We start from the raw sequence: 21,987 nt of genomic DNA, 5'->3' as shown, positions 1-21,987 counted from the left end.
AGTGAGAGGCATCAGGCCAGCAGTCATACGATAAATTTTATTTTAATAATATCAGCTGGTTGTTTTAATTTTAATTATTTCCACACGTAATTATAAAAGCCGAAGATCTATAAATAAAACGATTTGGCTAAATAAAAGTAATGCTATTTGCGTTAAGGAAAGATTTTCCATGTACACACAGACAATTTATGAATTAAGTCAGGAAGCTGAACGCTTACTGATGCTCTCTCTTGAACATCTCAGGCAATTGCAAAAATTGCCAATGACCTCGGCGAATGATGTCATGTTGAAAAAAGGAGAGCATAGCGGACAGGTTGTTCAGCCCCTGCATTTCAGCGCTCGTGGCATGGATGTCCAGCAGGCAACGCTCAACAATGAACTGCGAAAGATTACCCGTCTGGAAATGGTTCTGGCTATTGTCGGTACGATGAAGGCGGGAAAGTCGACGACGATTAACGCGATTGTCGGAACCGAGGTTTTACCTAATCGTAATCGCCCTATGACGGCGTTACCGACCCTTATCCGCCATACACCGGGACAGAAAGAGCCGGTGCTGCATTTTTCGCATGTCGCGCCAATTGACGCCTTAATGAAAGTATTACAGCAGCGCGTGCGGGAATGCGACCGCCAGCGTCTGGCTCAGACGCTGGAAATAGATAAGGATATGAATGCTCTGCTTCAACATATTGAAAATGGCGTGGCATTTGAACGGTATTATCTTGGCGCACAACCCATTTTCCATTTTCTCAAGAGCCTGAACGATCTGGTGCGTTTGTCTAAAGCGCTGGAGGTGGAGTTTCCGTTTGCCGCCTATGCTGCAATTGAGCATATTCCGGTTATTGAAGTTGAGTTCGTGCATCTGGCCGGGCTGGCAAGTTATCCGGGACAATTGACGCTGCTGGATACTCCCGGGCCGAATGAGGCCGGGCAACCACACTTACAACAGATGCTCAATGAACAGCTGGCCCGGGCATCAGCGGTACTGGCGGTGATGGATTATACCCAACTGAAGTCGATTTCGGATGAGGAAGTCCGTCAGGCCATTATGGCGGTCGGGAAATCAGTGCCGCTGTACGCGCTGGTTAACAAATTCGATCAGAAAGACCGCAACAGCGATGATGAAGAGCAGGTGCGGGCGCTAATTTCCGGCACGTTGATGAAAGGCGGTATTACGCCTGAACGTATTTATCCGGTCTCCTCAATGTGGGGATATCTGGCCAACAGGGCACGTCATGAACTCGTGAACAATGGGCGTTTGCCGGATCATCAGGAGCAGCGCTGGGTCCAGGACTTTGCCGAAGCGGCACTCGGCAGGCGCTGGCGTACCACCGATCTTGATGATAAAGAACATATTCGCCATGCCGCCGATCTGCTTTGGGAAGACTCACTGTTTGAACAACCGATTCAGAAAGTGATCCATGCAGCCTATGCTAATGCTTCACTGTACGCGCTCCGCTCGGCATCACACAAGCTATTGAACTATTCGCAAAGCGCACACGAATATCTGGAATTTCGCGCTCACGGCTTAACCGTAGCCTATGAGCAGTTGCGGATGAACATCGCGCATATTGAAGATGACATGCAACAGTTGCAGATAAGTCAGGCGCGGGTGGGTGATGAGGTCAGTCACGAGGTTGAACTGGCACTAGAGGCTGCTGCTGGCTATCTCAATCAGCAGCAGACCGAGATTCTGTGCGGTATTAATACGTTCTTTGTTAAAGAAAACGTGCTGATGATGTCACAACATGGCATGGGCGCTGCCATTGCGACGGCGGAAATGGCCGGTGATATGCTGGTATTGCATGACGAGGGGCAAGCGAAAATTGTGTTAGATAAAATTCGCTCCTCCTGTGAGGTTGTTCTGCTGGCGGCGCAGGAGAGTATCAGTCGGGACCTGGCGCTGCGTTTTGAGGAGCTCGAATCGACGTTATCCCGGGCGCTGAATGATGCTATGCGGCCTATTGAACAACGGGTGAAAGAGGATCTGAACCATGCCGGATTTCGGGCGCGGATCCGTTTTCCAGCCTTTCATGCGTCGATGTTTAATTTCAATACACGTCAGTTGTTTAACGAGGCTATTGAACAGGATATCCCGGCGGATAATGCCCCGTCTACCGGCGGTGTTGTACGTGACACGTTCTCACGTTGGTTGAATCAACCAAACTGGGGATGGAATGATTACGTCGAAACAAAAACGCGTTATCTCATTGATATGGGCGCGTTGCACAAGAACCTTGTCCATTATGTCACTCAGTTTTGCCAACAAATTCGTAAAGCTTTAGTTGCTCAGGTCGATATTTCCGTTACGGCAGGCATGGCCACGTTTTTTGCTGATTTTTCACTGTGTCTGACACAATTGCAGGCGAGCCTGCGCGAGAGTCTGACTCTGCGCCAGCAAAATGAATCGGCGGTGAACGCAATGAATGAACAATTGCAGCATCGTATTACGACGGCGGCATGGATTTATGAAGATTCCCGCTTGCTGCGTGACGATATCCACACCCTTTTTGCAACCGAGCATACATGACTAACGTGTTACTGGAAGGCCCTGGGCGGACGCTGGAGTGCGTCTACCCGAAGTTTATGGTCGATCTGGTTCAGGGAGATGAAACCAAACGTTCCGGCGGTTTTCTGCAGCAGCAGCAGCGGTTGCGTGCGCGCCTGACGCAGGAAGTGTTATCCCAGACGCAGCTGCGGGCGTGGGTGATGGCAGGGGTATCCAGCGAACACCTGGTGATGCGCCTTAAGCTGGTGGAAAAGCTGGCTGGCACTATCGATCCTGGCCACCTGGCGCTGGTACGTATTGCCGAGCGACTGGTGCTCTTACAACAAACTGAACAGCCACGCGGACAATCAACTCCCGGCGTGATGCAGCAATTAATTTCACTGGCTGACGGGTTTGCCCAACGTAGTGCATATAAAGAGAAAGCGCTGACGCAACGTGGGCTGACCGTGCAGGCAGGCGAACACAGTGAACAGATTTTTACTCGCTGGCGGGCTGGGGCGTATGACGGCTGGTCATTACCCGGACGCTGCTTTGTTGCGCTAGAGGAGCTGCGCTGGGGTGCCTTTGGTGATGCCTGTCGGCTTGCGAATGCCGATGTTGTGTCGATGCTAAAAGACAATTTACGCACGATGGCTGCCCAGACACTGGCACACAGCGTGAATGCGGCACCTACTACGCGCCATTATTACCATCAATGGCTGAGTTCACCTGCTGTTGGGGGTTCGAGCGAACATAACGATCTGCTGAGTTGGCTGGGTGACTGGTGTGATGCACAGCGCCATCCGGTGAGCTGGTCGGTGACGCAGCGTTGGCAGAATGTGGCGTTGGGGATGCCGAGACTGTGTTCGGCAAAGCGACTGGTTGATGCGATGGTTGAGGAGATTTTTGCACCGTCCCTCTCTGAATCACTGAGCAGGGACGGCGAATGATGTGTAGCCCGACTTAGTGGTGCAGAGAGTCTGCCGGGGTGGCTGCCGTATTGTTGGCAACACGTTCCTTGTTAAAACGTTTGGCGTACAGTGCCGTGATAATTGGCACCAGAATCGCAGTCACTATCACGCTGGCAGCGACCAGAGCCGTTGCCGAAGCGGCAACCGGTTCAAATGCCGGGTTAATCTGGGCGATGATGACTGGGTTCGCCACTGCAGCGCCAGCTGCAGAAGAGGCGGCGACACCCGCCGTACCGTTCCCGCCGCCAATAACGCGGTCAGCAATAATCAGTGGGATACCGGTGATAACGATGACGGCCACACCCAGCAGGATACCCAGCAGACCGGTATCAACGATGACGCTCAGGTTAATGGTGTTACCCAGTGCGAAGCCGAAGAATGGAATCAGTACCGGTGTCGCTTTGCTAAAGAAGGCTCGCAGGTCGTGATCCAGGTTGCCCAGTGTAAAGCCAATCAGGAACGGCAGGACCGCGCCGATGAAATGGTGTGGCTCAAAGGAGGCCAGGCCGGCAGAACCCAGAATGACCATGGTCATTAACGGACCGGACTCCAGAGACATCAAAACAAATGCGCCAGACTCTTCTTTCGTACCATACTGGTTCATCAGGCTGGCGTACAAACCCCCGTTGGTCATGTCCATTGCTGAGACAATTGCCAGTACGGAAAGACCTGCAAAGAACCCGGTTTGAATACCGGTATCAGGAATAAATGAAGCGGCAATCATTGCCACTGCCCAGGCTACGGCTATTTTGGTTAATACCAATGTACCTGACTTGCGTAATACCGTACCGGTTGCTCGCAAATCAATTGATGCACCGATACAAAAAAACCACACTGCCAGAATCGGAACTGTCCCGCTGATCATACCTTTGGTAAATGAACCGAAATACGCGCCCGTATCCGGAGCTAACGTATTTAACACTGCGCCTAATAACAGAGGAATCAACATCATTCCGCCGGGGATGCGTTCAATCGTGGCTTTAATTTTCATAAACGTCCTCATGTCTTGTCGCAGGTTATAAACGCGCAAGAAAGTAAAAATTATTTAAATTCAAAAGGTTACTTGTGAGTTTTAACAGAGAAAACGGCTATCTCTTTGTTTTATAAAATCTAACGCGGCATACGTTGAGCGTGCTACTGCTCCCAGGGATATTGCGTCTGGAATTAGTTTGCATTCACAGGAACATTGATTCAATCAAAATAAAACGATGTTTTAGTTATCTTCATCACATATTCTGAGCAAAGATCATTACAGGTTCCGATTATTAAAAAACCTGTGATCTTTTTGTGAAGGGATTAGGTGAATTTTTTGCTAGCAGAATAATAGTGACTTCTGTGATTGTTGATGAAACCAAGCGATTTATTCTTGTAATTAATTGCCTATAAATCGCAAGCATTTCATGTAAAAAAGCTGACTGAGAATGACCTTATTTACGCAGGTTGACGAAATGAAAAACTATGTGTGAAGTTGATCACACATTTAAACACTGTTAGGGTAAAGAGGTCATTAACCGCCCAATCAGGCGTCAACAGGTTCGGTTGTACTGCTCATTATCAGTCAGTGTAAGTAAACCTGCTACGCTTGTTACAGGGATTGCGCCTGTGCAATCCCCGCTCGGCGATGACCTTAGCGCATACGGCGTTGGGAGACTCGATCTGTAGCGCGACAGGGCTAAGTCTATGAGGACTGGTATGCTAAAAAGGAAAAAAATAAAGCCAATTACGCTTCGCGACGTCACCATTATTGATGACGGAAAACTGCGAAAAGCCATTACCGCCGCGTCACTCGGTAATGCAATGGAGTGGTTTGATTTTGGTGTTTATGGGTTTGTTGCTTACGCATTAGGTAAAGTGTTCTTCCCGGGGGCTGACCCCAGCGTGCAGATGGTTGCTGCACTCGCTACTTTCTCCGTTCCCTTTCTGATTCGACCGCTTGGCGGATTGTTCTTCGGTATGCTCGGCGATAAATACGGTCGCCAAAAGATCCTGGCTATCACGATTGTGATTATGTCGATCAGTACCTTCTGTATTGGGTTGATCCCTTCGTATGCGTCTATTGGTATCTGGGCACCGATCCTGCTGTTGCTGTGTAAGATGGCACAGGGCTTTTCGGTCGGTGGGGAGTATACCGGCGCGTCGATTTTTGTCGCAGAGTATTCCCCGGATCGTAAGCGTGGATTTATGGGCAGTTGGCTGGACTTCGGCTCTATTGCCGGGTTTGTGCTGGGTGCCGGTGTAGTCGTCTTGATCTCGACCGTCGTCGGTGAAGACAACTTCCTTGAATGGGGTTGGCGTATTCCGTTCTTCCTGGCACTACCGTTAGGGCTGATTGGTCTGTATCTGCGTCATGCTCTGGAAGAAACACCTGCATTTCAACAGCATGTCGACAAGCTGGAGCAGGGTGATCGTCAGGGTCTGCAGGAAGGACCGAAGATTTCGTTTAAAGAAATTGCGACTAAACACTGGCGCAGCCTGCTGGCGTGCATCGGTCTGGTTATTGCGACCAACGTCACCTACTACATGCTGCTCACCTATATGCCGAGCTACCTGTCGCATAACCTGCACTACTCTGAAGATCACGGTGTGCTGATTATTATCGCCATTATGATTGGTATGCTGTTTGTGCAGCCGGTGATGGGCCTGCTGAGTGACCGTTTCGGGCGTCGTCCATTTGTGATCATGGGCAGTATTGCACTGTTTGTGCTGGCAATCCCGGCATTTATTCTGATTAACAGCAATGTCATTGGCCTGATTTTCGCCGGGTTGCTGATGCTGGCGGTGATCCTCAACTGCTTCACCGGGGTAATGGCATCAACGTTACCCGCGATGTTCCCGACACATATTCGTTACAGTGCGCTGGCCGCCGCGTTTAACATCTCGGTACTGGTTGCAGGTCTGACGCCGACGCTGGCCGCCTGGCTGGTGGAAAGTTCGCAGAATCTGATGATGCCTGCTTACTATCTGATGGTGATTGCGGTGATTGGTTTAATTACCGGTGTGACCATGAAAGAGACCGCCAATCAGCCGCTGAAAGGGGCGACACCTGCCGCTTCGGATATTCAGGAAGCGAAAGAAATTCTCGGTGAGCACTACGATAACATTGAGCAGAAAATCGAAGACATCGATCAGGAAATTGCTGAGCTACAGGTTAAGCGTTCGCGCCTGGTCCAGCAGCATCCGCGTATTGATGAGTAATGATGTCATTGCCTGATGGCACTACGTTTATCAGGCCTACGGGTAGCATTGTGCTTTGTAGGCCGGATAAGGCGTCAGCCGCCATCCGGCGCGTGGCCTTAAGGTTGGCTTAATCTCCGTAAGGCAAACTCTCCTCCAGATTATCGGAGGAGAGTGTCATGAAAACCCGTATTTATGAAAGTTTGACCACCGTATTCAGCGTACTGATTGTGAGCAGCTTTTTGTACGTGTGGGTGAGCTCTTACTGATCTTTCTCCAGCACCACCCAGGCGCGAGTACCACTGGCTCCTGGGCGGTTTTGTAAAAAGAACTGCCCGCGATGAAGTTGGGTAATTCGACTGACAATACTCAATCCCAGCCCAATGCCGCCGAAACGGCTGTCCATGCGTACAAACGCTTTGCTTAACTCTCCGCATTTACTTTCATCAATGCCAGGTCCCTCATCCTCGACGGCCATAATTGCATTTTGTTCCGCGTTGAGGTCAATCGTAATGTTGGTACCTTCCGGGCTGTAACGGTGGGCGTTTTCTACCAGATTTCGCAACAGCATCCGCAACAGCGTGGCGTCGCCGCGTACGATGACATCCTCTGCGCTTGCCGGTAGGAGCAACGTTTGTTGCCGCTGGTCCAGCATGGTGCTGAGTTCATCGTAGGAGGGCAGTATGACGTCCTCCAGCAGTTTGACATGCTGGTAATTCCCGGCCGAAAACGACTGACCCACACGGGCGAGTTGCAACAGCTGCGACACGCTGTCCATCATTTGGTCGAGACGGGTGATGAGCGGCGCAACGTCAACATTGTGGGTTTTTGAGAGCAATTCCAGATGCAGACGAACGCCGGATAGTGGCGTTCGTAGCTCATGGGCAACGTCAGCAGTAAACAGACGCTCGTTGTCGATAGTGGTTGTTAGCCGCGTGACCAGATGATTGAGTGCCGTCACTACCGCCTGTATCTCAATGGTGGAGCTACGGATATTAATGGGAGCCAGATTATCCGCTGTGCGAGTTTCTAACTCCTGTTGGAGATCGGCAAGAGGACGGGTAATGCGCCGCACCGCCTGATAGCAAATAATGAGCGTCAGGCTGACCATAAAAATGCCGGGGACGATTAGGCTGGCGATAGCCTCACGGATCTCATGCATGATATGGCGATCGTTGTTACGGTTTTCGCGTAACGCCTGTTCGAACAGCTGTATTTGCTCGGTGCTTTCGTGCCACAACCAGAAGGTGCTAATCAGCTGGAAGACCAGCAGAATCAGGCCGATCGTCAGCATTAAACGCTGGCGAAGCGGGAGCGGTTGTTTTAGAAAACGCATCAAATTCACTTAGCTTTCCTCAGTAGCGGCCAGCATGTAGCCAAAACCTCGAACCGTGCGAATGCGTGATTTTCCCACTTTATCGCGCAGGTTATGGATGTGGACTTCCAGCGTATTGGTCGACGGTTCGTTATCCCAGCTGTAGATGTCGTTATACAGAATTTCCCGGTGCACCGGGCTCCCCGCTTTGAGCATCAGCCGCGACAATAGCGCATACTCTTTTGGCGTTAAGACAATTTCTTGTCCATCCATCCACACCTGGCGGCGGCCGATATTCAATGTCAGGTTGCCAATGATAATCTCACTTTCACCCTGATTGTTATGCCGGCGCAACAGCGCCCGAATGCGGGCATGCAGTTCTTCCAGCGCGAACGGTTTGACCAGATAGTCATCCGCGCCGACGTCCAGCCCGGTGATGCGGTCTTTCACGGTGTCGCGGGCGGTCAGGATCAGGACCGGAACGGTATATTTTTTCTGCCTGATGCGGGTCAGAAAATGCAGGCCATCCTCATCCGGCAAACCTAAATCCAGAACGACAAGACTGTAATGACCCGTTTCAAGGCAATGTTCGGCGGCACGGGCCGTTGACACGCCATCGCAGGCGTAGCCTTCCGTTTGTGCGGCAAGTATCAGCCCCTGTAGTAACAGCGTATCGTCTTCAACAATCAGAATTTTCATTCGGTTAGCCTCCCTTGCATGGGTGCAGAATATCATCTGCTGACTGGTAATACTTGGTTTGTACGCCCGTTAATCCCAGCAGGGTTGAGAACAGATTATCCTGTGAGAAATTTTCTGAGCTGGCCCGTTTCTGCAAACATGTTTGAGAAATCTGGTAGCGTTGCTGATAGTCCTCTGAAAGCCACAACAGCATCGGTACATGTTTTTGTGTGTCAGGTGCAATCGAATACGGCAGACCGTGCAAGTAGACGCCGTTTTCTCCTAAGGATTCACCGTGGTCGGAAAGATAAACCAGACTGGTGGTGAAATTGTCCTGATGCGCTTTCAGTATATTGATCGCTTTATCAACAATATAGTCAATGTACAGGATGGTATTGTCGTAGGTATTCACCAGTTGCTGCTGCGAACAAGTTTGAATTTCGTTGGTATCGCAGGTTGGGGTAAATTTCTTAAACTGTGGCGGATAACGGTTGTAATAGGTTGGACCATGGCTGCCGATGGTGTGCAGCACGATCACGCCGTCGCCCTTCAGGTTATTAATGTACTCTTCCAGCCCGTGGAACAGGACTTCATCGTAGCATTCACCGTTAATACACTGTCCTGGTAGGTTCAGTGCAGTCATATCCTGATGCGGTACGCGGTCACAGGCACCTTTACAGCCGCCGTCGTTATCATTCCACAGAACATTAATTCCCGCCCGCTGGATGATATCGAGTACGCCTTCCTGATGGTGGGCCAGCTCTTCATCGTAGTGCGCTCGTGGCATGTCGGAGAACATGCAGGGTACGGAAACAGCTGTCGCTGTACCGCAGGATGTTGTACGCGGGAAATAAACGACATCATCTTTTTCCAGCAACGGATTGGTCTGACGTGAATAACCGGACAGAGAGAAGTTGTCGCCGCGTGACGTTTCACCGAGCACCACAATAGTGAGGTTCTTACGTTTTCCTTTCACCATTTCTGGATTGCGATGCGCATCTTCGCCAATACGTACCAGCGGCAGGTTGGCCAGCCTCTGGTGTGAATACCAGGATGACGTTGCCACGATGCTGTTGGACGGGCTGAGGGACTTAACCAGCTCTTTGTTATTACGAAACAGCGACGCGTAATCTTTATAGAAGAAGGCGGCGACCAGCACGATAAGCAGTGCCGATATCAGGATATTCGCAGCACGATACAACACGCTGCGCAGCGCAGGCGTAATGGGTTTGATTCTTACCCAGCAGGCAACGATGGCGGCCAGAATGCCGCTCAGTCCCAGCGTCAGGAGCATTTGCGGTGTCATGAGGGCGAAGGTTTCAGCCGGTGTGGTATCCATCATGTTGGCGATCATCGAGCGGTCGATGATGATGCCGTAGGTCATGATGAAATACTGGGCGGACGCCCCGACCAAAATGAAGATGCACGCGACCAGGCGGTTAAGCCACAGGAAAGAGGCCAGCGTGAGCACGATATTCATGACGCTGAACGCGACAACCGGCATCGATAAGAACACCAGGATGTTGCGCAGTGAATCCAGCGGAAGGTCTTGCAGTACCTGTTTGTAGAACGCGATGTTCAGGAAGGTCGCAAGATAAAATGAGATCAGCAATAGCCAGCTGATTTGCCCGAGAGTCGGTCTTTTAAACAGGAGCTTTAACATTAAGGGGGTTCCATCGACTAAGTGGAGCGGATCCTCTCAAAGTAAAATTAAGCCAACATTAAGTTCTTAATGTTAGCAGGTACTGGTGGGGTGTGTGATGCGTAGGCCCGATGCGCTTATGTCATCGGGCAACGACGCTTACAGGCATTAATTATTGTTGGTCGGGGCATCCAGAGGATACGGGTTTTTATGGATCCGGTTGTAATTGAGCGCATACAGCGCGGTGATTACCATCAACATCACGAACGACCACATCACTTCTTTGGCACCAGAACCTACCACTGCCCAGATGCAGTAGACAAATGCCACGAAGGTCACCAGTAAGTACATCGGACGCGCTTTACCAAAGTGACCGTGTCCCAGCAGCAGCAAAGCGGCACAGGTGTACAGATAAGGCACCAGCGTGAAGATAACTGAGACGGAAGAGACCAGACCAAATTCTTTTGCGGCGTTTGGCGACATGCTGCTGAACTGGAAGAGGGTCATCAGGATCCCGACGATAATGAGCCCGGCAACTGGTGTCCCCGCTTTGTTGACGCGAGCGAAAATCGGTGGGAACAGGCCGTCATCGGCTGCCGCTTTTGCGGTCTGGCCGGCCAACAGTGTCCAACCCCCCAGTGAGCCAAGGCACCCAGCTGCTGCACAGAAGGAGACAATGGCACCAGCGGTATCACCCAGTGCCATACGTGCAGCATCACCAAACGGTGAGGCTGACACGCGCAGCGCAGCGTTAGGGATCATACCCATAATCGCCGTGGTTGAGAGAACGTAGCAGACGGCGGCAATTAGCACCCCGCCAATGGTGGCAATAGGGACGTTACGTTTCGGGTTTTTAACCACACCGGCGGCAACAGAGGCGCTTTCAACCCCAATGAACGACCATAAGGTTACGTTTAAGGTGCTTTGGATTGCGCCGAAGGTATTCATTCCACTGACGTTCCAGGCTGCCATATAGGTTTCACCGCGGAACCAGAACCAGCCGAAGACGGCAATCCCGACGATCGGTACCAGCGCCAGTACCGTCGCAACGGCCTGCACGCGAGTGATCATTTTTGGACCGACAATATTCAGCAAGACGAAGATCCACAGTACAACGACACAAGTGAGCGTCAGGACCAGCGGATCTTTTAAAATGGGGAAGAAATAGCTCAGGTAACCCACACCAATAACGACCATGGCGATGTTACCAATCCAGCAGGCCAACCAGTACAGGACGTTAGTCTGGTAACCTAAAAAGGGACCGAAGCAGCGGCGTGCATAAGCGTAAGAACCACCGGGACTGGAGTCTAAGGACGACATTTTGGCGTACACCATCGACAGTGCCAGGGCACCGATAATAGTGACCAACCATCCGTAGATTGCAATCCCGCCAGTTGACGCCAGGTTTGCGGGTAGCAGGAATACACCGGAACCCATAATATTCCCCGACACCATAAGGGTGACGGGGATTAAGCCCACTTTGTGAGCATCAGCATCCGTCGACATATTTTTTAACTCCTGATAAGGATAAATGACGTCACATCATACCTCTTCAGAAGACTATTTTATGATGGCGGAACAGCGGTATCGCCAATGCTGATATTATTATGGCTCATCGCTAAATGATCAAAAATCAGGCAGCGGAGGGTTCCCGATGTTGACTGACATAATGCAGTGGCGTCATTCCATAGAACTCTTTGAATACGGAAATAAAGTATGAAGTACTGTTATATCCGCACAGCTGAGATACCTGTGAAATGTTTTTCCCGTCCATCATTAATTGATTGACGGCATAACGCATACGACACGTGGTTATTATTTGACTGTAACTTGTATTTTCATTTTTGAGCTTTTTCTTTAACAAACTGGGACTCAGACATAAGCAACTGGCGACCATGCTTAAATTCCAGTCTTTATGAATATCGCTCTCAATGATGTGGTAAACGCTGTCGCTGATGCGATTGCGTAACATATGCATAAGCAGGGAGATAAACTTTTTGCTGTCGAGAAAACGCGATAATACGGTGAACAGTAGTGAGCGGGTACGCTCATTTTCGCCTTCGTTTTGCGTTTCCATTACGCTGTGTTGAGCGGCAACCCGAAAGACATCCGGCGTCAGGCAGACGGCGGTCATCACTGGGTTGGCGCTACGTTGCCAGAGAGGGATCTGTGAAAGATCTTTATTTAAAAATCGTAGATAGTCTTTAATGACATCGCGACTGATATGTACGACCAGTGCGTTATTAAGTGAAGAGAAGTCGATAATATTATTATCACACGCCATCAGAGCCATGTGGTTAGCTTTTAAACTGATGGCTTCTTTACCGTTAATCCTTAACCAAACATCTTTCTCCGTTAATACAACAACACAAGCTTCTTTGCTGCAAAGCCTCATACCCAAACTCCCGGAATATGAACATCAAATACCGTAACTCAGCACCTGCTGAGTAATAGCGGCTAAAAAAAATTGTATGATGAATCAAGACAAGCGATAAAATAGCGTGATTTTTAGTAATTACAATATCTGTAGGGTTTCTTGGCATGTACATAATTTTTTACGCAAGTGGCAACGTACTATTTGCGTATAAAAAAAGCGCGGGGTGGTCCCGCGCAAAAGGTATGACAATGTTATTGTTTTGCAGCAATACTCAGGAATTACTCAACCATCACACGTCAACCTTATAAAAAATAGACTATCTAAAAAGCGACATTAGGCTTTCACGCACATGACGTGATACACACCGTCAATAATTTCCGTTCCTTCGGTTTCATGTTCAAAGCCAGGGAAGTGATGATCCCAGGATTGCAACGAACGTAGATAACTAATCTGCGGACTGTTGGCATCGCCAAAGTTTTCCCCGGACAGCAGCATCGGAATTCCTGGTGGGTAAGGAATGACGGAGTTAGCTGCGATACGGCCCGGCAGATTTTCAATAGCCACCATCTCAACGTTATCGCTGACTATCGCGTTATAGGCTTCACGCGGGGTCATTTCAGCAACAGGCAGGCCGGAGTAGGCCGCATTGAGTCGACTACCTGGGTTATTTTCTTTCAGCCAGGCGAACATGGTGTCGCCCAAATCGTGAATACCCATGTTTGCGTAAGTGTCAGGATGTTCCTCTACCAGTTCCGGCATCACCTGTGAGAGCGGGGTATTGGCATCGTAGTGATGTTTGAAAGAGCACAGCGTGTTAATCAGCGTGCCCCATTTACCACGGGTGATCCCCATAGAGAACAAGAACATAATCTGGAAGTCGGTGGTACGGGTCGGTACGATGCCGTGGCGGCCAAGCCAGGCGGTAACCAGCGCCGCCGGAACACCGGTCTGTTCCAGTTCACCATCATCACCCATACCTGGAGCCAGAATACTGACTTTAATGGGGTCCAGCATGCTCCAGTTATCTGGCAGGTCTTTAAACCCATGCCAGGATTCACCAGGACGCATTACCCAGCAGTTCTGATCGGTCGTCAGGAGTTGAGTGGGGGCATCCGCAAAGTCATAGGTTTTTCCGGTTTGCGGATCGGTAACCACCTCTTTGTTCCACGGTTTGAAAAACCAGTCGCCCTCAGCCGTGAATTCTTTGTACAACCGTGCCATCGCCTGACGGAAATCGACGGCTTCATCGATCACTTCCTGGGTGAGCGACAGGCCACTGTTACCGTCCATCATGGAAACTGCCACATCGTTTGATGCACAGATGGCATACAGCGGAGACGTGGTGGCGTGCATCATGTACGCCTGGTTAAAGCGGGAGAAATTTACCGCTCCACGACCTTCACGGACGTGAATGTAAGATGCCTGAGAGAGCGCATTCAACAACTTATGGGTCGAGTGGGTGGCAAAAACGGTTGGGCCGCTATGGTCGCCAGGTGCACCACGCATAGCGTAGTGATCGGCATAAATCGGGTTGAAACGCGCATAGCCGTACCAGGCTTCATCGAAATGAATGCGATCGCTGGTCTGGGCTAACAGATCCTGCGCCTCTTTTGCGTTGTAGCAGACGCCGTCATAGGTGCAGTTGGTTACAACGCTGTATGACGGTTTCTGTCCGGTTTTGTCTTTCGTCAGCGGGCTTTCGCTGATTTTTTTCTGCAATGTTTCAGGTTGCATCTCCTGCGGGTAGATAGGCCCGATAATGCCGTAGCGGTTGCGGCTTGGCACCATGTACACCGGTTTTGCCCCGGTAAGAATGAGCCCTTGTTCAATGGATTTATGGCAGTTACGGTCCAGCACTACCACATCGTTATCAGTCATGCATGCCTGCATGATGGTGCGGTTAGAGCCAGAAGTACCGACCACCACGGACCATGAACGATCAGCGCCGAAGACACGCGCGGCATATTTTTCGCTTTCACCAAACGCGCCAGTATGGTCAAGCAGCGAACCCAGTGACGCGCGTTCAATACCCATGTCGCTACGGAATAGGTTTTCACCGTAGTAGTCATGATAGAAACGACCGGCCGGCGTTTTAGTAAATCCCACGCCGCCCTGATGACCAGGGGCTGCCCAGGAATATTCGTGGATGTCACTGTATTTCATCAGCGCGCTGAACAGCGGCGGTAACAGTTGTTGGCGATAACGGGTCATCGCAGCAACGGCGCGCCCAGCGATAAAGTCAGCGGTATCTTCGAGAATCCAGGCGAATTCATCGACAAGCTCCAGCAGATCGCGATCCAGCGATGCAGTGGCTTTTTCCCGATCGCCCAGCAGGAAAACGGGGACGTTTTGCTGGCGTTCGTGGAGCTTGCCGATCAATTGCCTGACATTCAGGTGTTCATCTTGTTGTTCCATTTGATAGCTGAACATCAGGCAATCAATGGCTTCATTTGCCGCGAGGATGGCATAGCCATCGTCGAATGAGGTGGACTTAATGACGGTAACATTTTGGCGACTTAAGGCATCAGCCAGACGCTCGACAGCGCTACCAACCCAGGTGTCCTGATGCAGAAACTCACTTTCAACAATTAATACTTTCATCATCTTTTACCCGGTAGTGGAGAGGTTGCAATGTATGGATTGCAGACACACCGTATGAATGTGACGCAGGCAAGTATTATCCTGACGAATTGGGCTGTAAAGTGGTCGAGAAATGAGCTTATTTTGTTTTTATTCCTTTATAAACAATCAATTGGTATTGAACGAAGGCAGTTTTTCGGCACTGTTTATCGACAGGGGAATTATTTTTTTAGCTGATACTGATATTGCCTGATGGGAAGTGCTGTCAGTGGGCATGTGTTTGCGCCATCCGGCGCTTAACCGGCCATCGATTGTCGATGTTGCTGGCTCAGTTTGCGGTACTGCTGTGGTGACATGCCGACAAATTTGCTGAAAGTATCGTAAAAACGACTGCTGGAGCGAAACCCGGCGGTCAGGGCGACGTCCAGAATGGTTTTGTCGGTGTCGCTCAGTAATGCGCGAACGTGGTTGATACGCATCGCGGTAATGTACTGCTTCATGGTGAGTTGCATCACGCGCTGGAAAATCCCCATCGCATAATTGGGGTTGAGCTTCACGTGATCCGCAACATCGTTGATGGTGAGCGCCTGATCGTAGTTGTCGGCAATAAAACTAAGCATTTGACTCACGTAAAACTGCGCGTGACGTGAAACGCTGTTTTTGTGCGTGCCCGAGGTTTTATTGACCAGGATTGGCTGCCAGCCGGAGAGGCTAAACCGCTTGAGCATCAGGCTAATTTCATCGATGGCAAGCTGGCGAATTTGTTCGTTCGGGCTGCTCAGCTCCTGTTGCCAGCGCTGAACTTCAAAGGTGCTCAGTTGCTGAGAGGCTTGTGATTTGATGACCATACCATGAGTGACGTGGTTGATCAGTTCACGGTCCAGCGGCCAGGAGAGAAACAGGTGCATGGGTAAATTAAAGATAGCCATGTTCTGGCAGGCACCTGGTCGTATTAACTGGTGCGGCGTACAAGCCCAAAACAGGGTGATGTGGCCCTGTTTAATCTGCACCACTTCGTTATTGATCAAGTATTCCACATCGCCGTCGAACGGTACGTTAACCTCCACCTGTCCATGCCAGTGGCTGGTGGTCATGGCGTGCGGCGCACGTAGTTCGATATCGAGACGTTGATATTCCGAGTACAGCGACAGTGGGCTACGGGTTTGTTTTTCATCGCTGTTGCACATGTGCGGATCGGGGGGAAGCGCTGAGATTGGCGGCGTGGTCATGGTAGCTCCAGTTCCTGATTGTTCAGAATCATGCCATTTTTCAGCGGATAAGACTGCGAATCGGCGCGCAAATCAGGTCACCATTACCGGGTAGTGTGCTTTTTTGAACCCGGATACTCTGCTTTTTGGTAAAAATTGTCCCAGAAACTCAGTTTTCATCCGGGCGAAAAGGTGAACTGAGTTTTTGGGAGTACTCGGTGCAGAAGCCGGACGTTTTTCTCGCATCCTCATGCCACCATGACGTTCATCACCCCACGCTCAGGAGAGTCATGATGCCTGCACCCAAAATTACTTTTATCGGCGCGGGATCGACGATTTTCGTGAAGAATATTCTCGGAGATGTCTTTCACCGCGATGCGCTGAAATCCGCGCATATTGCTTTAATGGATATCGATGCCGTCCGCCTGGAAGAGTCGCATATTGTGGTGCGTAAGCTGATGGACTCGGCTGGCGCTTGCGGCCAGATCACTTGTTATACCGATCAAAAAGCGGCATTGCAGGATGCCGATTTTGTAATTGTCGCTTTCCAGATCGGCGGTTACGAGCCGTGTACCGTGACCGATTTTTCCGTGTGTAAGCGCCACGGTCTGGAACAAACGATAGCCGACACGTTGGGGCCTGGTGGCATTATGCGCGCACTGCGTACGATTCCACATTTATGGCAGATTTGTGAGGATATGACTGACGTCTGCCCGCATGCCACCCTGCTTAATTATGTTAATCCCATGGCGATGAACACCTGGGCAATGTATGCACGCTATCCGCATATTAAACAGGTTGGGTTATGTCATTCGGTGCAGGGAACGGCGGAGGAGCTGGCTCGTGATTTGGATATCGACCCTACTTTTTTGCGCTATCGCAGCGCCGGGATCAACCATATGGCGTTTTATCTGCAACTGGAGCGTAAAACGGCTGATGGGACCTATGTCGATCTCTATCCGGAACTGCTGGCAGCTTATGAAACAGGCCTGGTCCCGAAACCGAATATCCACGGCAATACTCGCTGCCAGAACATTGTGCGTTATGAAATGTTCAAAAAATTGGGGTATTTCGTCACCGAGTCGTCGGAACACTTTGCTGAATACACGCCGTGGTTTATCAAACCGGGTCGTGAAGATCTGATTGAGCGCTATAAGATTCCGCTGGATGAATATCCGAAGCGCTGTGTCGAGCAGCTGGCGAACTGGCATAAAGAGCTGGAAGCGTACAAAACGACGGCGCGCATTGATATCAAACCGTCACGGGAATATGCCAGCACAATTATGAACGCTATCTGGACCGGAGAACCCAGCGTGGTGTATGGCAATGTTCGTAACGACAACTTGATCGATAACCTGCCGCAGGGCTGCTGTGTTGAGGTGGCTTGTTTGGTTGATGCCAATGGTATTCAGCCGACAAAAGTGGGTGCTCTCCCGTCTCATCTGGCGGCGATGATGCAAACGAATATCAATGTTCAAACCCTGCTGACGGAAGCTATTCTGACGGAGAATCGCGATCGTGTTTATCACGCGGCGATGATGGATCCGCATACCGCTGCGGTATTAGGGATTGAGGAGATTTATGCGTTGGTGGATGATCTGATTGACGCACACGGCGAGTGGTTGCCGGCCTGGTTGCATCGATAAGGTCCATTTAGCGTCTGCCGGATGCACGTTATCGACATCCGGCAGTATGTATATTTAGTTGGCGCTTACCAGCCCGTAGCGGCGCAGCTGTGCACAATGAACTCGCGCCAGTACAAGCACCGTCGTTAGCGCGCCGAGCAGGGCGCAGAACATATCCGACTGGGTATCCCATGGATCGCCCTGCGTACCCAGGAAGTCATCCGCGCCTTGTCCCATCGCCAGTGCCGCCCACCATTCAATGAGCTCATAGGTGGCGCTGATTGCCAGTGCTACGCAGCAGACTAAAAACGCTAACATCTTGCGGCCGCGGACAATATTGCCGCGGACTAAAATCTCTCTTGCCGTCAGGGCTGGCACCAGTCCCTGGAAAAAATGACCCAGTTTGTCATAGGGGTTGCGACTGAGATCCAACCACGTCTGCACTTCAAAACCAATGGGGACTTTGGCGTAGGTATACATGCCGCCAACCATCAAAATGATGGCATGAAAGAAGATGAGCGTGTAGAGCATGGGGGTCAGCGGATAACGCCTCATGGTGGCGAGCAGTACTGGCACAACAATAATGACCGGCGTAACTTCCATCAACCAGGTCAATTTCTCGGTGGCGCAGAAGCCAGTGTAGATAAGGATCAGCGTCAGCACTATAGCGCCAGCGTTCAGTATTACAGGATTCAGTGTGCGGAGCATGGTGAATTCACAAGTAATGGAAAATATTACTATTCACTGTGAACGGCAAAAATTCAACGCCAGTTAATGGGGGGATAAAGTTGGCCCGGGGGGATCACTGGGCTGGCCCCAAAAATTTGGTGTCAGTCCAGTGCCGGGCCGAATAGGTTACTTCGCGCAGTTAGCGCATTGTTTGCTCACGATTTGCTGGAAGAAATCGTTGCCTTTGTCATCGACCAGGATGAAGGCAGGGAAATCTTCAACTTCGATTTTCCAGATAGCTTCCATTCCCAGCTCCGGGTATTCCACGCATTCCAGATGCTTAATGCTCTGCTGCGCCAGTACAGCTGCCGGACCACCGATGCTACCTAAGTAGAAGCCGCCGTGTTTATGGCAGGCGTCGGTCACTTGCTGGCTGCGGTTACCTTTCGCCAACATGATCATGCTGCCGCCATGGGACTGCAGCAGGTCAACATAGGAGTCCATACGACCCGCAGTGGTTGGACCCAAAGAACCGGACGGGTAACCCGCAGGCGTTTTCGCCGGACCTGCGTAGTAGATCGGGTGATCTTTCACGTACTGCGGCAGACCTTCGCCGGACTCGATACGTTCTTTCAGCTTCGCGTGGGCGATGTCGCGACCCACAATAATTGTACCGCTCAGCGACAGACGGGTGGATACCGGGTACTGAGAAAGCTGGGCAAGGATCTCTTTCATTGGACGGTTAAGGTCAACTTTAACCACTTCACCTTCGCCGGCCTGGCGCAGAGATTCCGGAATGTACTGGCCTGGGTTATGTTCCAGTTTTTCAATCCAGATACCTTCGCGGTTAATCTTGGCCTTAATATTACGGTCTGCGGAGCAGGAAACGCCCATGCCTACCGGGCAGGATGCGCCGTGGCGAGGCAGTCGAATCACGCGGATGTCGTGAGCAAAATATTTCCCGCCAAACTGGGCGCCGAGGCCGAGTTTCTGGGCCTCGATCAGCAGCTCTTGTTCCAGCTGCAGATCGCGGAATGCCTGACCGTGAGCGTTACCTTCAGTCGGCAGCGCATCATAGTAGTGTGTGCTGGCCAGTTTCACCGTTTTGAGGGTGCTTTCTGCTGACGTACCACCAATCACAAATGCGATATGGTATGGCGGGCAAGCTGCCGTCCCCAGCGTACGCATTTTCTCAACCAGGAAGTTTTTCAGTTTGCCGGGAGTCAGCAGTGCTTTCGTTTCCTGATACAGATAGGTTTTGTTGGCAGAACCGCCGCCTTTTGCCACGCACAGGAATTTATATTCGTCGCCGTCCACGCTGTACAGGTCGATTTGCGCAGGCAGGTTAGTGCCGGTATTCACTTCTTTGTACATATCCAGCGCCGCGTTTTGCGAGTAGCGCAGGTTATCTTCAATATAGGTATTAAATACGCCTCTGGAGAGCGCCGCTTCGTCACCGCCGCCGGTCCAGACACGTTGACCTTTTTTGCCCATGATAATGGCCGTGCCGGTATCCTGACAGGTTGGCAATACGCCTTTGGCGGCAATCTCGGAGTTTCTCAGGAATTGCAGCGCAACGTATTTATCGTTTTCGCTGGCTTCAGGATCATGGAGTATGGAGGCGACTTGCTGTTGGTGTTCAGGGCGAAGCATGAAGGAGGCATCGTGGAAGGCTTGCTGGGCCAGTAGCGTAAGTGCTTCAGGTGCTACTTTCAGGATTGACTCGCCTTCAAACTCGCCGACGCTGACATGATCGGATGTCAGCAGGTAGTACTCAGTTTTGTCTTCCCCCAGTGGGAAAGCCGCCTGGTAAGTGAATTCAACTTTTGACATTTGCTTCCAGCCTTTTCATTTTTATCAGGAATTTAAAAATTCTCTGCGTCTTAAAGGTGGCGTGCCGCACCATAGCGGACGGCACGCGAAGTGTGATTACAGGAAACCGTACATTGCGGCGAAGACCCAACCAAAGACACAGGATACGCTTACGCCGATCAAACCAGGCAGAATGAAGCTGTGGTTGATAACGAAACGACCAATGTGGGTGGTACCTGAACGGTCAAACTGAATAGCAGCCAGATCGCTCGGGTAGGTCGGCAGAATGTAGTAACCGTAACATGCCGGAGCAGAAGCAACGATGTACGCTGGATCAACCCCGATAGCCAGTGCGACCGGAACGATAGCGGCCAGCGCTGCAGCCTGAGAGTTTACAAACTTGGAGACTAACAGCAGGACGATCGCATAGGCCCACGGATGTTCTTTCACCATCTCGCCCAGTACGCCCTGAATTTCAGACATATGCGCACCGAACATGGTTTCGGCCATCCAGGCAATACCGTACACCGCAACAATCGCGATCATACCTGAACGGAAGACTTCATTTTTTGAGATAGATGCGGGATTAGTTTTGGTTAAGATAATAATCAATGCGCCAGTCAGCAGCATGAACATCTGGATAACCAGTACCATTGACAGCGGTTTGCCACCAAAAGAAGGGCGCAGTTCAGATACGGCACCGAGCACGGCAACAACGGCGATGGCAGCGAGGAAGATCCACATGGCAAGCCAGTTACTTTTCGGCAGTTTTTTGTCTAACAGCGTTGCCGTGTCGCCATACACATAGTGATGGTTTTCAGGTACGGAAATAAACTTCTGGAACTCTTCGTCTTTATCCAGATCTTTACCGCGGAACCAACTGAAAATACCGATAGCCAGGATACCCAGCAGGGTAGATGGAATGGTGATGCCGAGCAGGTCGAGGAATTCGAGGTGCTTGCCTTCAAATGTCACGTTACCCAGCATCGCAACCAGCGAGACAACGGCGACGGAAACCGGGCTGGCGATAATCCCCATCTGTGCACCGATAGAACTCGCCGCCATCGGACGTTCCGGGCGAATATTGTTCTTAATGGCGACGTCATAAATGATCGGCAGAATGGTATACACCACGTGACCGGTACCGCACAGGATAGTCAGGGTACAGGTAACAAATGGTGCAACGATAGAAACGTATTTTGGGTTACGACGCAGCAGCTTTTCAGCTATTTGCAGCATAACGTCAAGACCGCCGGAGGCTTGCAGGGTTGCAGATGCGGCCACCACGGCAATAATAACCAGCATTACATCGACAGGGGGTTTACCCGGCTGGAGATGGAACACGAAAACCAGAATAACCAGGCCGATACCGCCTAACAAACCTAGCGCGATACCGCCCTTTCTGGCGCCATAAAACAAACATATTAATATTATGAGAAGTTGTATACTAA

General features: G+C 50.8%; 16 protein-coding genes. 5 read left to right on the top strand and 11 right to left on the bottom strand.

Annotation, left to right across the window (positions count from 1 at the left end; genetic code table 11):
• Positions 1-169 precede the first annotated feature (169 nt).
• Together crfC and NNN64_RS20115 are read left to right on the top strand one after the other, a co-directional pair.
• Positions 170-2,527, top strand: coding sequence for a clamp-binding protein CrfC (gene crfC / locus NNN64_RS20120; RefSeq protein WP_271442527.1), 2,358 nt, complete (start codon positions 170-172; stop codon positions 2,525-2,527).
• Positions 2,524-3,435 (top strand): diguanylate cyclase regulator RdcB family protein, encoded by a 912-nt coding sequence (locus NNN64_RS20115; RefSeq protein ID WP_271442526.1) that lies wholly within the window; start codon positions 2,524-2,526, stop codon positions 3,433-3,435. The genes crfC and NNN64_RS20115 overlap by 4 nt, the downstream gene beginning before the upstream one ends.
• Before the next feature lie 13 nt (positions 3,436-3,448).
• Here NNN64_RS20115 and kdgT read toward each other — a convergent pair whose 3' ends face one another.
• A complete protein-coding gene (gene kdgT, locus NNN64_RS20110) occupies positions 3,449-4,447 on the bottom strand; it encodes a 2-keto-3-deoxygluconate transporter (protein WP_271442525.1) in 999 nt (332 codons plus the stop codon).
• 701 nt (positions 4,448-5,148) lie between these two features.
• Between kdgT and proP the strand changes: the two genes are divergently transcribed.
• A complete protein-coding gene (gene proP / locus NNN64_RS20105; protein ID WP_271442524.1) occupies positions 5,149-6,651 on the top strand; it encodes a glycine betaine/L-proline transporter ProP in 1,503 nt (500 codons plus the stop codon).
• Between the two features lie 158 nt (positions 6,652-6,809).
• Entirely contained in the window at positions 6,810-6,899 is a 90-nt protein-coding gene (gene pmrR, locus NNN64_RS20100; RefSeq protein ID WP_271442523.1) for an LpxT activity modulator PmrR, read from the top strand.
• Here the strand turns inward: pmrR and pmrB are convergent.
• From pmrB to melR, 7 genes are all read right to left on the bottom strand, one after another.
• Entirely contained in the window at positions 6,893-7,975 is a 1,083-nt protein-coding gene (pmrB, locus tag NNN64_RS20095) for a two-component system sensor histidine kinase PmrB (RefSeq protein WP_271442522.1), read from the bottom strand. The two genes, pmrR and pmrB, sit on opposite strands and share 7 nt — an antisense overlap.
• Positions 7,976-8,644 (bottom strand): two-component system response regulator PmrA, encoded by a 669-nt coding sequence (gene pmrA, locus NNN64_RS20090; protein ID WP_048213870.1) that lies wholly within the window; start codon positions 8,642-8,644, stop codon positions 7,976-7,978.
• A gap of 4 nt (positions 8,645-8,648) precedes the next feature.
• A complete protein-coding gene (gene eptA, locus NNN64_RS20085) occupies positions 8,649-10,286 on the bottom strand; it encodes a phosphoethanolamine transferase EptA (protein WP_271442521.1) in 1,638 nt (545 codons plus the stop codon).
• Between the two features lie 147 nt (positions 10,287-10,433).
• Entirely contained in the window at positions 10,434-11,771 is a 1,338-nt protein-coding gene (gene adiC, locus NNN64_RS20080) for an arginine/agmatine antiporter (RefSeq protein ID WP_137382877.1), read from the bottom strand.
• A 127-nt stretch (positions 11,772-11,898) separates the two neighbouring features.
• On the bottom strand, positions 11,899-12,660 hold the full coding sequence (locus NNN64_RS20075; RefSeq protein ID WP_271442520.1) for an AraC family transcriptional regulator: 762 nt from the start codon (positions 12,658-12,660) through the stop codon (positions 11,899-11,901).
• A 315-nt stretch (positions 12,661-12,975) separates the two neighbouring features.
• A complete protein-coding gene (gene adiA / locus NNN64_RS20070; RefSeq protein WP_271442528.1) occupies positions 12,976-15,243 on the bottom strand; it encodes an arginine decarboxylase in 2,268 nt (755 codons plus the stop codon).
• A gap of 275 nt (positions 15,244-15,518) precedes the next feature.
• A complete protein-coding gene (gene melR / locus NNN64_RS20065; protein WP_271442519.1) occupies positions 15,519-16,451 on the bottom strand; it encodes a transcriptional regulator MelR in 933 nt (310 codons plus the stop codon).
• Between the two features lie 269 nt (positions 16,452-16,720).
• On the opposite strand from melR, the gene NNN64_RS20060 reads away from it, so the two are divergent.
• Entirely contained in the window at positions 16,721-18,076 is a 1,356-nt protein-coding gene (locus NNN64_RS20060; RefSeq protein ID WP_271442518.1) for an alpha-glucosidase/alpha-galactosidase, read from the top strand.
• A 54-nt stretch (positions 18,077-18,130) separates the two neighbouring features.
• Here the strand turns inward: NNN64_RS20060 and NNN64_RS20055 are convergent, their stop codons facing one another.
• From NNN64_RS20055 to dcuB, 3 genes are all read right to left on the bottom strand, one after another.
• On the bottom strand, positions 18,131-18,763 hold the full coding sequence (locus NNN64_RS20055) for a DUF2238 domain-containing protein (RefSeq protein WP_271442517.1): 633 nt from the start codon (positions 18,761-18,763) through the stop codon (positions 18,131-18,133).
• A 147-nt stretch (positions 18,764-18,910) separates the two neighbouring features.
• Positions 18,911-20,557 (bottom strand): class I fumarate hydratase FumA, encoded by a 1,647-nt coding sequence (gene fumA / locus NNN64_RS20050; RefSeq protein ID WP_137382873.1) that lies wholly within the window; start codon positions 20,555-20,557, stop codon positions 18,911-18,913.
• Between the two features lie 96 nt (positions 20,558-20,653).
• Positions 20,654-21,987: anaerobic C4-dicarboxylate transporter DcuB (gene dcuB / locus NNN64_RS20045; RefSeq protein ID WP_271442516.1), on the bottom strand; the 1,334-nt coding region annotated here is incomplete at its 5' end.

This window comes from Citrobacter sp. Igbk 14 (assembly GCF_028069825.1).
In the GTDB taxonomy this organism is placed as follows: Bacteria; Pseudomonadota; Gammaproteobacteria; order Enterobacterales; family Enterobacteriaceae; genus Citrobacter.
Note: the sequence above shows the minus strand (reverse complement) of the source record. Positions and strands in the feature narration are given on the sequence as shown.